This window comes from Vibrio rubrogenes (assembly GCF_059641415.1).
Genome location: NZ_JCARSY010000018.1, coordinates 18,484 through 35,334 on the forward strand (window position 1 = coordinate 18,484; position 16,851 = coordinate 35,334).

Genomic DNA, 16,851 nt, shown 5'->3' on the forward strand with positions numbered 1-16,851 from the left:
TCAATCATTCAATGATTGTCACGTAATCGTTATCCAGCAAATCGTTATCCAGCAATGCCCCAGCAGCTTTCTCATTTTTGGCTGACACAAATTGTTGATCCGATTGCCGCAACATTAGCGACTCGCTCGTGAATCATCTCTGACGCCGGATTCGGATCACGATCCGGTGTTTTCCTTTCCGCTTGGGTATGTCTTCATCGCGTCATCAACGCCTGTTAACTTCGATTGTTATCCCTGCTCTCTGGGTATTTTTTGACACACGACGATCAAGGTCGCTTTTATTAATATTAGAACTAAAGAAAATGTGATCAATGTCGTTAAAAGGCGGCAACTGATGATTTCTATTTCATGATTGTCGGGAAAGACAGAAGGAAATCTTGATGATTTCAGGAATGAGATGTGTGTATAAGTCACAGTGAGTAGCAATATATATCATAAAAGTGTTGTTGAGAGCTTGATTCAGAGATGTTCCGTATCTCTTTTCTCCTGTTTTTATGTTGTTCACCTATAGTTAGAGAATAGGAAAATAAGTGAATACAAAATGAGTAAGTCGGTAAAAAAGTGTTCATGTGACGGGGAAACTCCCCATCATATTATGATGAGTTATCTATTAAAATAACATACGAAGTTGTTTCATAAACTTAGGGAGTACTTCCTATGCAATTAAGTTTGAAAAGGAAGATCGTTCTTTCTGTCGTTGCTGCAATTACTTTAACGGCCACCATTTTAGTGATGGTCAGTTATCAGTCGTTTAAAAAAGATAGCTGGCGTGCTATTCAGAGTGAGAGTCGCAATACATTGCAGGCTTATGCAAAAGGGATCGGTGAATGGTTTCATGATAAGCAACTGGCAATCGAAGGGTTAAAAGATGAAATCGAACGGGATCCGACCTTAGATGTTGTACCTCATTTAAGACAGACGTTGAAATCTGGCGGATTCGGTTTGAGTTATTACGGCAACGAGAAAGGAGAGATGTACAGACAAGATCCTTCTCTGAACAAACCCGGTTATGATCCACGCGTCAGAGGTTGGTACAAACTGGCGAAGTCAAAGAACGAAGCTGTAACGACGGATCCGTATGTCAGTGTGACGATGAAAAAATTAGTTGTAACTTTGGCAGATCCGGTTCGACAAAATGGTCAGTTAATTGGTGTTGCCGCATCGAATCTGGCATTAGACCAGTTAATTAATGACGTCCTGAAAATGAAAGTATTGGGCGACGGTTATTCGATTCTGGTGAATAAGAAAGGAACGGTCGTTGCGCATCCGAACAAAGATTTGATCCTGAAACCTATTAGCGAAGCGATCCCACAGTTGAACATTCAGTCTCTGTCTCAGGCTTCTGATTCAGGAAAACCACTGTTCGTCGATATCGACGGGAAGAATAAAGTGGTGATGGGGCAAAACATTGCACACACGGACTGGATGTTGCTCATGATTATGGATCAGGCAACGTTGGAAAAACCGATGAATTCGTTGCTGCTTAATCAAATCATCATCGCTATCGTGATCCTTGTTGTGATTGCCCTGTTAACATCGTGGGTACTCTCGAGACAACTCAAAGCCATTGGTGATATTGGTGACGCATTGGCTGAAATTGCTGAAGGGAATGGTGACCTGACGAAACGGCTGGACGTTGATCGTAAGGATGAAGTCGGCTTGTTGGCAGAACGGTTCAACAAATTTGTTGATCGACTCCATGCGATGGTGAAAAAAGTTCACGATGTGTCGATCGCCCTGAATCAGAGAGCAGATAGTGCGGCATCGGCTGCGACGAAGCGTAGTCAGCAACTGAAGACACAGCAGGATGAGATCACCATGGTCGCAACGGCTGTGACGGAAATGGCTTCTGCGACGGCTGAGATTGCCGGTAATGCTGAAAACACTGCGAAGAGTGCCAACCAGTCGGTTGAATTGGGTGCCGAAGGTTATGAGCAGATGCAGAAGAGTATGAAGTCGATTAACCAATTGGCTGAAGAACTGACTCGCGCTGCCGGGATTATCGGTGATCTTGAAGTCCATGCGAACGAAATATCAACGATTCTGTCAACGATTCGTGCGATTGCCGAACAGACCAACCTGTTAGCCTTAAATGCCGCAATTGAAGCTGCGAGGGCTGGCGAGCAAGGACGAGGTTTTGCGGTTGTTGCCGATGAAGTGCGCGTGCTTTCGCAGAGAACGCATGCTTCCACAGAAGAAATCCAGTCGAAGATTGAAGGATTGCAGAAAGTCACCAACAATGCTGTCAGCGTGATGCAGGCCAGTCACCATTTGGTTGAGAACAGTGTACAAGACTTCAACCATACGGGTGATAAACTGCAGATGATCAGTGAATCGATTACGATGATCAGTGATATGGCGACCCAGATTGCTTCGGCAGCAGAAGAGCAGTCTCTGGTGACCGCGGATATTAATGGTAATACCGAATCCGTCCGGGAAGTGAGTGACCAGATGACTTATGAAGCTCAGTTGGCCGCTGAAGAAGCACAGGAAGTTCATCGCTTGATGACTGAGTTGGGACGCGAAATTTCGCGCTTCAAACTCTGAAATAGGGTCAATTATTCAATGACCGTCACATAATAGCAAGCCCTGATCCGTGTGTGATCGGGGCTCTTTTTATGGACTCAGTGGTCATAAAGACAAGGTCGTCATAAAAACGATAACAAAGGGAAATAAGAGATGAAAATTATCAATGCACGTTTAAGAGGCGCTGAAGGGCTTTACTCGATTCAAATTGAAGATGGTATTTTTCAGAAGATTCAGTCGCAACCTCGTCTGCTTGATGAAGCCGCCGATATTGATGCCATGGGGAAGTTATGTTGCGCCCCGTTTGTGGAGCCTCACATTCATCTGGATGCGGTTCTGACCGCCGGTGAACCGCGCTGGAATATGAGTGGTACGCTCTTCGAGGGGATTGAATGCTGGGCGGAAAGAAAGGCACTGCTGGATATCGATGATGTCAAACGCCGTGTGCTTACTGCGGCTGAATTGCTGATTGCCAACGGGGTTCAGTATGTTCGTACCCATGTTGATGTGACCGATCCTGAATTGACAGCATTGAAAGCGATTAACCAGTTGAAACCGATACTCCAACCCTATCTTGATTTACAAATTGTCGCTTTCCCGCAGGAAGGTATTTTCTCTTACCCGAACGGAAAAGCATTGATGGAAAAGGCGTTAGAGATTGGGATTGATGTTGTCGGTGGGATTCCACATTTTGAATTTACCCGGGAATACGGCGTCGAATCGATGCACTGGGTCGTCGAATTTGCCCGCCGACACGGGAAGCTGGTCGATGTGCACTGTGATGAAATTGATGATGAAAACTCCCGGTTTCTTGAAGTGTTGGCAACGGTGGCACTGGAATTGGATATGGGACCCAAAGTGACCGCCAGTCACACCACTGCCATGCATTCGTATAATAATGCCTACTGTTCGAAATTATTTCGGTTACTGAAAAAGTCACAGATTAACTTCGTCTCCTGTCCGACGGAGAATATGCATTTACAGGGACGCTTTGACGAATTTCCGAAGCGGCGGGGAATTACCCGAGTCAAGGAGCTTCACCGGGCGGGGGTTAATGTTGCTTTGGCACAAGACTCGATACAAGACCCATGGTACACCTTAGGGAATGGGAAACTATTACGTGAATTAGATTTTGCGATTCATGCTTGTCATATGATGGGATATGAAGATTTGGTGTCCGCATTAAGCTTTATTACCGACCACGGTGCCAGCGTATTAAATATCTCCGATCAATACGGTATTGCTGAAGGAAAACCGGGGCATTTTATCATTTTGGATGGCACTGATGATGTCTCTGTTTTGAGAAATCAGAGTGAGGTGCTTTGGTCGGTCAGGGCCGGAGAAATTATTATTGAGCGCCAACCGTCAATATTGAGACGCGGCGTTAAAATGACCGCTTGAGTTTAATATTATTGATGATTTTCTAATCTAAACAAGTTAATCTGCTATAGATAAATGAGAATATTCTTACTAAATAATAAATTGATGATAAGCGTTTTATTGCGACTCCCATGACTGTTTGGGGAGCGATTAAAAAATAATGCTAATATGATTTGAGAATTCGCGGCTATGGATAGTGCAAATTCGCCTTTGGGAAATGAGCGACATTTATTGTGGATTATTCAACTGGCGCCAATATTTGTCGTTGGTTGTCTGGCGCTTGTGCTGAATGGCTATTTGTATGAAGCGGACCGGCAGCGGTTAGTGGAAAATAGCAGGGCGATGTACCATGAGATGATGCTCTCAGAGAAATTGTTGACGCAGCAGCATGTTGCCTTGATTCATAAAGAATTTGAGCGGCAAAAGTCTTACTTGATGCAACACCTTCAGTTTCAAGTCCGTCAGCGGGTTTACGACGCGTATGAGCTCATACGCCACCTTTATTATCAGAATAATGCTCTTTCTCCGGAAGAGATTAAACTGGTCGTCACGCAGGCGCTTCAATCTCAAGACGAGCTTCCTCGTTCCAGTTATTTTTTTATTCAGTCCCGCCATCAATCAGGCATGTTGAGAAAATCGCCTGAGCATATTCAAGTTCTACCGGTCTCTTTTCATCCCGACGCACCCGTCTCGGAGGATTTTATGAGACAGATTGAACGTCAGGGCGAATCTTTTTTTCGCTGGGATGTTCAGTCTCAATTCCACTCATCGCTATCGGAGTCAAGTCAGAAAGAAAAAATGGGATTCGGTAAGTATTTTTCCCCATTGGGGTGGGTTGTTGGTGTGGTCGAAAATGTTGCGGATATGGAACACAACGTCCAGCAGTCATTACTCAAATGGATTGATCAATATCCTTATGAACATGTTCGTCACCAAAGTGGTGGTGCATATATGATATCGGTCCTGGATCAGTACGGTCGGGTTCTGGCAGATAATCAATCTCTCTATATCGGCAGACAGTTGAAAGACATATTGTTACCGGAAGGGAACACCAATACTTGGCTGTCATATGCACAATCTCATCTTCCCAGCCGGTTTGTGCAAGGACGAATGGTATTCAGCAACGGTTCGACGGGCGATGAGTCAATGCTTTATATCGAAAGTTTGGGGGACTGGGGGTGGCATATCGTTTCTGGATTTCCGATGGCGCGTTTTGATGATTATTTCCAGCAGAAACTCGAACAGATCAAACAGAAAAGTGATCAGGCACTGTGGAATATTTTCATTTTCAGTGTGTTGTTCTCTGGTATGGTTTTGCTTTTGTCTTTTTATATCGGCCGGCTTATCGCAGGGCGATTTTGCCGCTATCAAGAAAAGATTCGTCAGCATATTGAGCACGTTGAAGATAGCCGGGATCAGATGCATTTTATGGCTATGCATGATGTGTTGACCTCATTGCCCAATCGGATGATGTTTTTGAAGGGCATTAAAAAGGAAATATTCAAACAGCGTTCTCAATCGCAGGCACAGTATCTGGTGATTGTGTTTGTTGATCTGGATGAATTTAAGAAAATTAATGACACCTATGGTCATGCAATGGGCGACCAGTTATTGATGAGCGTGGCCGAACGTTTTCGTCACTTATTAGGTGAGTATGATTTTGTTTCAAGATTCGGGGGGGATGAGTTTGTCTTCTGCTTTTCGGCGCTCGCACAAAAAGCCGATGCAGAACATAAAGTCTCACGAATACAACGGGTGTTCGATGAGCCTTTTGAACTGGGGGGAACTCAATTACAAACGACATGCAGTATCGGAGCCAGTTTATATCCCGATGATGGCAAATCAGCAGAGGAATTATTGCATAAAGCCGATGTGGTGCTTTATCAGGCGAAGAAAAAACGCAGAGGTAGCGTGGTCTTCTACAATCAGGAGATCCATGCGCATTTGCAATATTTTCTAGCGATCGAAGCTCAGTTGCAACATGCGTTGCGTAAGCATGAAATGTTTATCTGCTATCAGCCGTTAGTGCATGTCAAAACATGGAATGTGCTTGGTCTGGAGGCTTTGATTCGGTGGGATAATGATGTCCTCGGTGTTGTGAAGCCGGAAGAGTTTATCCATATCGCGGAAGATGTCGGTCTGATTTATACATTGGGAAACTATATTTTTGAACGGGCTTGCCGGGAGGTCTTAGCGTTGAGTCCGAATGGTCTTTATGCGTTGAGTCTGAATGTGAATGTGTCGGCCAAACAGCTTCTGACACCGGGGTTTGTGGATGATATTGTTGCGATTATCGAGCATGTGGGGATTGATATCAGCCGCATCCATATTGAAATCACAGAGAGTGTTTTTATTCGCGAGTTTCAGCAGGCCCGAGAAGTTTTATTTGCCTTGAAACGGGCTGGTATTCGTATCTCTCTGGATGATTTCGGTAAAGGTTATGCCTCGCTGAGTTATCTCAATCAACTCCCGATTGATGAAGTTAAAATCGATAAAAGTTTTATCGATAAGATGTTATGTAGTGAAGAGAGTTGTTCTCTGATTAAAACTATACTGGCGATTGGGCAATCAGTCCCCTTCCGAGTAGTGGCCGAAGGCGTTGAAACCTATGCACAATTACTGGCATTGACAAATCATACGACGACAGGGTGTTTGGTTCAGGGATATTATTTTGACAAACCAATGAGTGTTGAAATGATTCAGCAAAGAATGCGCTCTTCAAAACGCTGGGGTGGGGTTCAGTAAGATTTGTGAGAACGTCTCTAGACAGTCGGATGTCCTTATAGCAAGATAAATCGATTCTATTCACAAAAGGGTACACAATGTTTAGTCACATCGTCGTTGGTTCAAACGATATTGAAAAATCAAAAACGTTTTATGATGCAATTCTGGCTGTTTTAGATTACCCACCCGGGGTGATTGATGAGAAAGGTCGCTGTATTTATGCAAATGCCGATGGTGTTCTGATTGTCACGCCACCGATTAATGGTAAGGAAGCAACTCACGGGAATGGTATGACCATCGGTTTTAAAGCCGCGAGTCCGGAACTTGCAAATGCGTGGCATCAAGCGGGAATCGAAAATGGCGGGGTAACCTGTGAAGATCCTCCGGGTATTCGCGCTCATTCCGGTCGGGAATTATATTTAGCCTATCTGCGTGATCCGACAGGCAATAAACTGTGTGCAGTTTATCGTATTTCTTAATTATATCCGTCAGTTGATACAAAACATCCCGGAATCTCCGGGATGTTTTTTTGTCACCAACACTTCGTGATATCACCGCAACGAATCAAATGACCGCAGCAATAGCCTTACACAGTGGCAACATGTTGCTCTTCGTCATACCGGCAACACTAATGCGTCCGGATCCGACAATATAAATACCAAACTCATTTTTTAGCTGTGCCACTTGCTCTGGGTTTAGGCCTGAGAATGAGAACATGCCGTTTTGACGGGCAATGAAACTAAAGTCTTGCTCAACGCCTTGTTCTTTCAACGTCGCCACGAACAGATCACGCATTTCCTGAATACGATCACGCATTTCTGCTACTTCCTGAATCCACTCAGCATAGAGCTCCGGATGATTGAGAATCGTCGTAACGACTGCCGCACCGTGAGCCGGCGGATTAGAGTAGATTGAGCGAATGATGCCTTTCACTTGGGAAAATGCCGTCGTTGCAATTTCTTTGGATTCAGCCACAAGCGTGAATGCACCGACACGTTCATTATACAGGCCGAAATTTTTCGAAAACGAGCTGGCAACGAGTAACTCTTTATTATAACGGGCAAAGATCCGCAGACCTGCAGCATCTTCTTCAACCCCTTTGGCAAAACCTTGATAAGCAAAGTCGAACAGAGGAATCAGGTCTTTCTCTGCCACAAGCTTCGCGAGGGTTTCCCACTCTTCAGGAGTCGGATCGATACCAGTCGGGTTATGACAGCAACCGTGTAATAAAACGATATCGCCTGCATCTGCACCTTGCAGGTCGGCAACCATCGCCGAAAAATCTTTATCTTTGGTTTCCGCGTTGTAGTAGCTGTATTGCGCGACTTCGAGGCCGGCAGCTTTGAAGACACCGTTATGGTTAGCCCAAGTTGGATTGCTGATCCAAATTTTAGAGCTGCTTAAATGACGTTTGATGAATTCACCGGCAACACGTAGCGCACCCGTTCCACCCGGTGCCTGAGAGGTTTTAGCTCTTTGGCTGGTGACAATTTCTGCATCGACCCCAAACAGTAGTTTTTGCACTGCAAGTGCATAATCAGCCATTCCTTCAATGGTGAGATAAGATTTTGTTTTTTCTGATTCGAGCAGTATGGCTTCCGCTTTTTTTACTGTCGCGAGGATCGGGGTTTGGCCTGATTCATCTTTATAGATCCCGACCCCGAGATTAATTTTTTCTGAACGGGGATCGCTTTTGAACTCTTCAGTCAGTCCAAGAATGGGATCAGCCGGTGCTGCGACAACTTTTTCAAACATGTTTTTCATCCGTGTAAAATTGAAAGGAAATGGTGAATTTTTATGCCAGTTTCGTGACATCGTAATGCAATTATTTATACCTCTATGGCTATCTTGTTACAACCGTCACACGATGAAAAAAGTAAATAATTTTTTATTCTGTTTCACGCGCATGAAAAACGGCCTTTCGGCATATAGTCATCAGAAATCATGAGGGGGGAGACAATAAAAAAATGCCACCGTGAACGATGGCATTGAGATAGGTCAACTTTGGCTTAGAAGTTCGCCGAACGAGGTGTTCTCGGGAATGGAATCACATCACGGATGTTTCCCATACCTGTGACATAAGAAACCAACCGTTCGAAGCCGAGACCGAATCCTGAGTGAGGGACGGTGCCATAACGGCGCAAGTCACGATACCAGTTCATGCTTTCTGGTTCGATCCCCATAGCGAGCATCCGTTGGTCAAGGATGTCCAAACGTTCTTCACGCTGAGAGCCTCCGATAATTTCACCGATTCCCGGTGCGAGTACATCCATCGCGGCAACGGTTTTACCGTCATCGTTCATTCGCATATAAAACGCTTTGATATCTTTCGGGTAGTTTTTCACCACAACCGGTGCTTTAAAGTGCTCTTCAGCGAGGTAGCGCTCATGTTCTGAAGACATGTCGATGCCCCATTCAACCGGGAATTCAAATTCTTTACCGGAATCGAGCAGGATCTGAATTGCGTCGGTATAATCCACCTGCGCAAAATCTGACTCAACAAAATTTTCCAGACGGTTAATCACATCTTTATCGATTCTTTGGGCAAAAAATTCCAGATCATCACGGCGCTCTTCAAGTACGGCTTTAAAAACGTACTTGAGCATATCTTCAGCAAGTTTGGCGATGTCATCCAGTTCTGCAAATGCAACCTCTGGCTCCACCATCCAGAATTCCGCTAAGTGGCGGCTGGTGTTCGAGTTTTCTGCTCGGAATGTCGGACCAAACGTGTAAATTTTGCTCAGGGCACAAGCGTAGGTTTCACCGTTTAACTGGCCGGAAACGGTCAAAAATGTCTCTTTGCCGAAGAAATCTTCATTAAAGTCCACATTGCCTTGCTCTGTCAGCGGCAGGTTGGTCAGATCCAGCGTGGAAACGCGGAACATTTCACCGGCACCTTCACAGTCAGCAGCCGTGATCAGCGGGGTTGAAACCCAGAAAAAGCCCTGCTCATGATAAAAACGGTGAATTGCCTGAGAAAGACAGTTACGCACCCGGGCAACGGCACCAATCACATTCGTACGCGGACGCAGATGAGCAACTTCACGCAGGTACTCAATTGAGTGACGGGTTTTCGCCATCGGATAAGTGTCTGCATCTTCGACCCATCCGACAACTTTGACCGCTGTTGCTGCCAGCTCAAAGTCCTGACCTTGTGCCGGAGACGCAACAATGGTGCCGGTTACTTCAACAGAACAACCAGTTGTCAGCTTTAACACTTCTTCATTGTAATTATTGAGATTATTCGGGACCACGGCCTGAATCGGGTCGAAACATGAGCCGTCATAAATGGCAAGAAACGAAATTCCGGCTTTGGAATCACGACGTGTACGGATCCAGCCGCGGACAGTAACTTCACTGTCAACTGCAAGCTTGCCGCTTAATACGTCAACAACAGGCGCGTACGTCATAGTAGTGTTGGTATCCTTTAGTTAATTAATTATTACAAATCAAAAATTTATGCCAAAAGTGTCGGGGTCGGTCTCTGACAGTTATCTTTCCCCAGCATTAATAGGCCTTAACAATACACTAAAATCAATGACTCTTGAATGGTTTAGCGTGAAGAAAGCCGGAGAAGCGTGCCTATTGACGACGTTTTTCAGATATCTTGAACCGTGATGGTTGAACTTTATGCAATTGAGTCGGGTTTTCACCGACTTACGATGTCCCGAATCGTATTTTCCGTACTCATTTTTTATTCACCACTATGTCGCAAATCGGTATTGGCCGAGGTATTTAAAACACTTCATTTTCTTTGCATGTGGAGTAGACGAATGCAGATGTATGTCTGTGTGCTGAGGCAGCAAGGTGCCCAACGCTCTGCTATAAAATAATGATAAAGGGAACCAATTATCGGTTCTCTTTATCTTTTTCTCATCGACATCAGTGGTCAGCATGTCTTCATGATCTGAACCACCAATCATTCAGCATAAAATAAGAAACGGATTTTTGTAGGAGCAAGTCATGAGTATCAGCGTATTTGATCTGTTTAAAATTGGTATTGGACCGTCCAGTTCCCATACCGTCGGTCCCATGCGGGCCGCCAGTCTTTTTGCTGAAGCTCTGGTGAGTCAGCAACTGTTGACCAGTGTCGAGCGGATTGAAATAAAATTATACGGCTCGCTCAGTGCGACGGGTGTTGGGCACGGCACCGATAAGGCTGCTGTGATGGGGCTGATGGGATATCAGCCGGACACCATTGATCCCTCAGCGATTGAGCCGGCAATCAAAGAGACGATAGATACAGGCATGTTACGGCTGGCAAAACAAAAGACGATTTCTTTCGACTGGCATACCGATTTGCTGTTCATTGATGAAGTTTTACCGTATCACCCCAACGCAATGTATCTGGCTGCTTACGGGGCTGATAGTACAGTTGTGACCGACAATACTTATTATTCGATCGGAGGCGGATTTGTGCTGGATGAAGCATCCATTCAGAAAACGGAATATGTCACACCACAGATTGAACTCCCTTATGAGTTTACGAGCGCGAAAGAGTTACTTGAGATTTGCCAGAAACACAAGCTGCGGATTAGTGAGTTGGTGATGAAAAATGAGCAAATTTGGCGGACGATACCGGAAATCGAAGCCGGGATTGCTCAGCTGTGGCAAGTCATGCAGGAATGCATTGCCAGCGGCATTGAGCAAGAGGGGATTCTGCCCGGAGGATTACAGGTGAAGAGACGAGCGGCTTCTCTGCATCGTTCTTTGATTCAATCCGGCAACGACAACGTGATATACACCTCATTGAGTGGTATGGACTGGGTCAACATGTATGCGCTGGCGGTGAATGAGGAAAATGCTGCCGGTGGGCGGATGGTGACGGCACCGACCAATGGTGCGGCAGGAATTATGCCTGCAGTATTGATGTATCACATGCGTTTTCATCCGAAGGCCAAAGCGGAAGATGTCAATAAATATTTTCTGGCGGCGAGTGCTATTGGGGCTTTGTGTAAAATGAATGCGTCGATATCCGGTGCTGAAGTCGGATGTCAGGGTGAAGTCGGCTCTGCCAGTGCCATGGCTGCAGCAGGATTGACTGAAGTGCTTGGTGGCACTCCGGGGCAGGTTGAAAATGCGGCTGAAATCGCCCTGGAGCATAACCTCGGTCTGACCTGTGATCCCGTCGGCGGGTTAGTTCAGGTCCCTTGTATTGAACGAAATGCCATTGCGGCTGTGAAATCCATCAATACAGCTAACATGGCGTTACGTGGTAATGGGGAGCATTTTATTTCTCTTGATAAGGTAATCCGCACGATGAGAGATACAGGACGGGATATGCAGGATAAATATAAAGAAACATCTCGCGGCGGATTGGCTGTCAACGCAGTAGACTGTTAAGCCAGTTGCGCGCTTCGAACCGTTAACTGCATCAACTGACGATTATATTAGTTTGATCAATTTTAGCATGTGACAATAGCGCTTTTTCGCGTATAATAACTTGTTTGTTTTTATTTTAAGTTATTGATATTTATAGAGTTTAAGATGATCATATATAAAGAGTTTACATTTGAAGCCGCCCATCATCTGCCTTATGTTCCTGAAGGACACAAATGTGGACGTCTTCATGGGCACTCTTTTCTGGTCCGAGTTTGTGTGGAGGGAGAGGTTGATCCTCAGACTGGCTGGGTCATTGACTTTGCAGAGATTAAAGCTGCATTTAAACCGATTTATCAACGCCTCGATCACTATTATTTGAATGAGATTGAAGGGTTGGAGAACCCGACCAGTGAAGTGTTGGCACGCTGGATTTGGCATGAATTGAAACCAAATCTACCATTGCTGAGTCAGATCGAAGTGAAAGAAACCTGTACGGCAGGATGTGTTTATCGTGGCGAGTAACGCGTTAGCGAATTGATCACAAGAATTGTCTGACGAAAAACGCCCTTCATGATGAAGGGCGTTTTCATTGATGCGTAAATTGATGCGTAAATTGATGCGTAAACAGTCGGCTCACATGCCCGTTTTTGCCCAAGGGTTAGCAGATCACGGTTTAACAAGTCACCTTGACTGCCAGACCACCTTGTGAGGTTTCGCGATATTTCGCATTCATATCTTTGCCGGTTTCGAGCATGGTTTCGATCACCTTATCGAGAGAAACCCGTGGTGCAGAGGAACGTCTCAATGCCATGCGTGTGGCATTGATGGCTTTGACCGCTGCGATACCATTTCTTTCGATACAGGGGACTTGAACCTGCCCCGCAACCGGATCACAGGTCAGACCGAGGTTATGCTCCATGGCGATTTCCGCAGCCATACACACTTGTTCTGGACTCCCGCCCAACAGCTCAGCCAATCCTGCAGCAGCCATTGAACAAGCCACACCGACTTCACCCTGACATCCGACTTCTGCACCTGAGATCGATGCATTGCGTTTGTAGAGCCCGCCGATTGCGCCCGTAGTTGCCAGATAACGAATATAATCCTGCTCATGCACGGTCTGAATAAACTTATCGTAGTAGGCCAGTACCGCAGGGACGATGCCACAAGCGCCATTGGTTGGTGCGGTAACAACGCGCCCGCCGGCAGCATTCTCTTCGTTAACGGCAAATGCATACATGTTGACCCAGTCGATCACGGCCATTGGATCGTTGGATGTACGCTCTGACGTTTGGAGTTGTTGGTTGAGTGCTGCTGAGCGTCGTGGAACTCGTAATGGCCCGGGAAGAATCCCTTCGGTTTTCATGCCTCTGGTGATACAGTCCTTCATGGTTTGCCAGACTTTGCTCAGATGCGCATGGATCTCTTCTTCGGTACGCAGTGCTTTTTCATTTTCTAACACCAGTGTACTGATGGATAACCCCGATTCACGGCACTGAGTGACTAATTCTGAGGCACTGATATAAGGGTAGGGAACTTCATCAGATGATTCGATCGACAGACCAAAGTTTTCTTCATCGACAATGAATCCGCCCCCGATTGAATAATATGTCTTGGAGTAAAGTCGTTCATCATTCTGCCAGGCGTGAATTTTCATGCCATTCTCATGCAGAGACAGATTACTGGTGTGGAAAGTCATCCCATCTGTTTTGAGGAAATCGACTTGATGATCATAGCAGGTAATGGGGAGTTTTTCCGTCTGTTCGACTTGACGAATAAAGTGGGGAATCTGATCGATTTCTACAGATTCCGGGCTATACCCAGCCAGCCCGAGAATGGTGGCGGTATCGGTTTGGTGTCCTTTCCCTGTCAGTGACAGAGAACCATAAACATCAACCGTAATCTTGGTTACATTGGGTAAAATTGCTTTCTGGTATAGCTCGTCAATGAACTGTTTTCCGGCCTTCATTGGCCCTACCGTATGAGAGCTTGATGGCCCTATGCCGATTTTAAAAATGTCAAAAACACTAATCATAGATGGCTTACTCACAAACAGCTTATATCAACAAATAATAGCAAATGATGATTTCATCCTGAATGACGCGAAGTGACTTGGTCTGAGCAGGTTGAAATTGCGGTGGAGAGTACATGACTCCCCCTGTCTGCACAACTGATAATCTGCTTAAACTACGGTTATTTTCAGCTTATATGAACTGCCTCAAAGTGCTAAAAACTGAGCCCGAGGTATGCGCCATACATAAGATATTCATTCTCGCCGCTGTTTGCCGTTCGATAGTAGCGGGCGTAGGTCGCCAGTTTCAGATTGAAAAGTGACATTTCTACACCAACTTCAGGATAAACCCCGATCGTCAGATCTGAATCGCAATCGGTGTAATCATAACGGTTGCTTGCATCGTTATATTGTTTATCGCACATTTTATTTTGTCCGGAAAACAAACCAGCCCCCATATAGCCTTTTAAAACAGGCGTACCAGTTGTCAGATGAAATCCGGCGTTAATCCCTTCGTAAAGGTTCTGATCGTGGGCAAACCACATGGCTGCAACATTGAATTCCGTAAACTGCGAAGTCGGGACACGGACGCCAAGTTCAAAAACACCGCTCTGGTTGATATCTTCATGCAGATATCCCATATAATATGTTCCTTTTTCTGCGGTTGCATTGGCATAGAGTGGGGCGAAACATAACGGGAGCAGTAAAAAATACTTTTTGTTCATGGGGGTATTTCCAACTATTTGAATAAAATGAGCGCGATCATGCTTTCAGAGGATGAAAGTGTGATAGGTAAGTTATTGATGTGCAGCAGCTTATACTACATTCACCGCCCGATTTCTACTATGTTCCTGAATTATAAATTCGTAGTATCGAGCTGTTTTTGTAAGGCGTGGACGATCTGAGCAGTTGCACCCCAGATAAAATGTCGTTGATAAGGGATCGCCAATACCCGGTGGCGGGCATTTTTCAGGACAAATGTGGCATGGTGAAGATTACGGGGATGGAGTAAATAATCAGCAGGCACTTCAAATACTTCTGCAACTTCATTCGGATCAATCGTCACTTGATAATGGGGTGAGGCAAATGCCACGACCGGTGTCACGGAAAAGCGGCTGACGGTTTTTAACTCCGGCAGGCAGCCAATTAATTCAACCTGCTGTTGCGTCAGGCCGATCTCTTCGTGTGCTTCCCTGATTGCTGTTGCGTAGACGGATTTATCCCACTGTTCACATTTGCCACCGGGGAAGCTTACCTGATTCGGATGGTGTTTCAGATGTGCTGCGCGTTTGGTAAAAATAACATTCAATCCCGTTGGCCGTTCGACAAAAGCAACCAACACGGCTGCTTTACGTAAATTTTGTCCGGAAAGATGTTTGGTCCGCGACAATGATTCCGGGGTATAGTCGCTGGGCTGACGGAGTTGAAAATCTCTTAATATTATTGTTCGGGTCAGATGCATTTTCAGTCTCGTTGTGACAGGTTATGACGATAATATGGGTAATATTCGACTCAATTTATCGAATGTTTCCTGATATTCGCTGACACACTCACTATCAGCGACGATACCGCCACCGGCCCAGACATAGATCTGTTGCTTCGTGGCGATCAGGGTGCGAATCGTAATACTGGTATCCATCTGACCATCGCGGCTGATATAGCCGATACTCCCGCAATAAACACTTCTGCGCTGGGGTTCCAATTCTTCGATGATTTCCATCGCTCGGATTTTCGGGGCACCGGTAATGGAGCCTCCCGGAAAACAGGCTCGCAACAGATCTGCGGAGGTATAATGTACGCTTAACTCTGCTTTGATGGTACTGACCAAATGGTGAACCGCCGGAAAACTTTCAATCGCAAATAATTGAGGTACACGGACACTACCAGGTTTTGCCACCCGGCCGATGTCGTTGCGTAATAAATCAACAATCATCAGGTTCTCGGACTGATCTTTTTCCGATGCGGCTAATGTTTGTGCATATTGCAGATCAAGAGCTTTATCAGCGCTGCGCGGCATTGTCCCCTTAATGGGTTTCGTCTCAATGGTCGGTGCTTTATAGTGTAGAAAACGCTCCGGAGAAATACTTAAAATGACACCTTCTTCAATTCGAAGGTAAGCAGAAAAAGGCGCGCGATTTTCATGCTCCAATCGTTGATAAGCTTGCCATTCACTGCCCGTATAACCAGCTTGGAAACGCTGAGTCAGGTTGACTTGATAGCAGTCACCGGAGTGCAGATATTCATGAATGGCGTTGATCTTAGCGCGGTACTCATTCTCAGTCATATTCGCATGCCACTCTGATGTCAAACGAAAAGACGGTTGTTCAACAGCTCGTTGTGCATTGAGCCACTGTTCCGCAGCGTCTATTCCGATTCCGACCAATGTCGCCGTTTGCTGACGGTGATCGACAACCAATGCCCAAGTATAAATACCTACCGCCATCTCTGGCAGAAGAATGTCCTGTACCGCCTGCTCGGGTAAATGCTCGATACGCCGTCCCAAATCATAAGCAAAATAGCCAAGAGCGCCACCGACAAAGGGATATGTGCTGATCTCATCAAGGGCCGGGGTGTATTGATTTTGGTAGCGAGTCAGGAGTTCAAATGGATCGTCGGATGATGTAGCTCGACTGTCACCTGTTTGAATGTGAGTGACGGCACCTTGTGTTTTTAGTGTGACAACGGGTCGGGCAACGAGAATATCGTAGCGACTGTCGGTATGTTCCGCCGGAGAACGCAGCAACATCGACCAAGGCTGATTTTCAATACGAGAGAAATACTCAATGGCTATCCGAGGATGATATGTGAGTGATTTGTGTTCAATAGATTGGTCAGTTGCATTCTTCATGGCTGTTCATTTGTATAAACTGTGACGAAAAGTCCAATCG

The 16,851-nt window shown here is 45.7% G+C and carries 12 protein-coding genes; 6 read left to right on the top strand and 6 right to left on the bottom strand.

The features are described 5' to 3' along the window. Window positions 1–657 precede the first annotated feature (657 nt). The 4 genes from AC55NX_RS13415 to AC55NX_RS13430 all read left to right on the top strand — a co-directional run bounded on the left by AC55NX_RS13415 (window position 658) and on the right by AC55NX_RS13430 (window position 7,109). Window positions 658–2,547: a methyl-accepting chemotaxis protein gene (locus tag AC55NX_RS13415; RefSeq protein ID WP_496996205.1), complete on the top strand. Its 1,890-nt coding sequence runs from the start codon at window positions 658–660 to the stop codon at window positions 2,545–2,547. Window positions 2,548–2,679: 132 nt separating this feature from the next. Then, window positions 2,680–3,927: a cytosine deaminase gene (gene codA / locus AC55NX_RS13420; RefSeq protein ID WP_496996206.1), complete on the top strand. Its 1,248-nt coding sequence runs from the start codon at window positions 2,680–2,682 to the stop codon at window positions 3,925–3,927. Window positions 3,928–4,095: 168 nt separating this feature from the next. Beyond that, window positions 4,096–6,651, top strand: coding sequence for a bifunctional diguanylate cyclase/phosphodiesterase (locus AC55NX_RS13425; RefSeq protein WP_496996207.1), 2,556 nt, complete (start codon window positions 4,096–4,098; stop codon window positions 6,649–6,651). Window positions 6,652–6,728: 77 nt separating this feature from the next. After that, a complete protein-coding gene (locus AC55NX_RS13430; protein WP_496996208.1) occupies window positions 6,729–7,109 on the top strand; it encodes a VOC family protein in 381 nt (126 codons plus the stop codon). A gap of 85 nt (window positions 7,110–7,194) precedes the next feature. On the opposite strand, the gene AC55NX_RS13435 is transcribed toward AC55NX_RS13430, so the two are convergent. Further along, window positions 7,195–8,385 (bottom strand): amino acid aminotransferase, encoded by a 1,191-nt coding sequence (locus AC55NX_RS13435; RefSeq protein WP_496996209.1) that lies wholly within the window; start codon window positions 8,383–8,385, stop codon window positions 7,195–7,197. A 254-nt stretch (window positions 8,386–8,639) separates the two neighbouring features. Continuing rightward, window positions 8,640–10,040 carry an asparagine--tRNA ligase gene (asnS, locus tag AC55NX_RS13440; RefSeq protein WP_496996210.1) on the bottom strand — a complete coding sequence of 467 codons (1,401 nt, stop codon included), beginning with the start codon at window positions 10,038–10,040 and terminating at the stop codon, window positions 8,640–8,642. 553 nt (window positions 10,041–10,593) lie between these two features. Between asnS and AC55NX_RS13445 the strand changes: the two genes are divergently transcribed. After that, complete coding sequence (locus AC55NX_RS13445) at window positions 10,594–11,973, top strand: L-serine ammonia-lyase (RefSeq protein WP_496996211.1); 1,380 nt, start codon at window positions 10,594–10,596, stop codon at window positions 11,971–11,973. A 144-nt stretch (window positions 11,974–12,117) separates the two neighbouring features. Beyond that, window positions 12,118–12,474 carry a 6-carboxytetrahydropterin synthase QueD gene (gene queD / locus AC55NX_RS13450; protein ID WP_496996212.1) on the top strand — a complete coding sequence of 119 codons (357 nt, stop codon included), beginning with the start codon at window positions 12,118–12,120 and terminating at the stop codon, window positions 12,472–12,474. Window positions 12,475–12,625: 151 nt separating this feature from the next. Here the strand turns inward: queD and AC55NX_RS13455 are convergent, their stop codons facing one another. The 4 genes from AC55NX_RS13455 to pabB form a co-directional block, all read right to left on the bottom strand. After that, on the bottom strand, window positions 12,626–13,987 hold the full coding sequence (locus AC55NX_RS13455; RefSeq protein ID WP_496996213.1) for an L-serine ammonia-lyase: 1,362 nt from the start codon (window positions 13,985–13,987) through the stop codon (window positions 12,626–12,628). Between the two features lie 191 nt (window positions 13,988–14,178). Beyond that, window positions 14,179–14,688 (bottom strand): hypothetical protein, encoded by a 510-nt coding sequence (locus AC55NX_RS13460; protein ID WP_496996214.1) that lies wholly within the window; start codon window positions 14,686–14,688, stop codon window positions 14,179–14,181. Between the two features lie 131 nt (window positions 14,689–14,819). Next, window positions 14,820–15,425 carry a CoA pyrophosphatase gene (locus tag AC55NX_RS13465; RefSeq protein WP_496996215.1) on the bottom strand — a complete coding sequence of 202 codons (606 nt, stop codon included), beginning with the start codon at window positions 15,423–15,425 and terminating at the stop codon, window positions 14,820–14,822. A 21-nt stretch (window positions 15,426–15,446) separates the two neighbouring features. Next, complete coding sequence (pabB, locus tag AC55NX_RS13470) at window positions 15,447–16,811, bottom strand: aminodeoxychorismate synthase component I (protein WP_496996216.1); 1,365 nt, start codon at window positions 16,809–16,811, stop codon at window positions 15,447–15,449. Window positions 16,812–16,851: the final 40 nt, after the last annotated feature.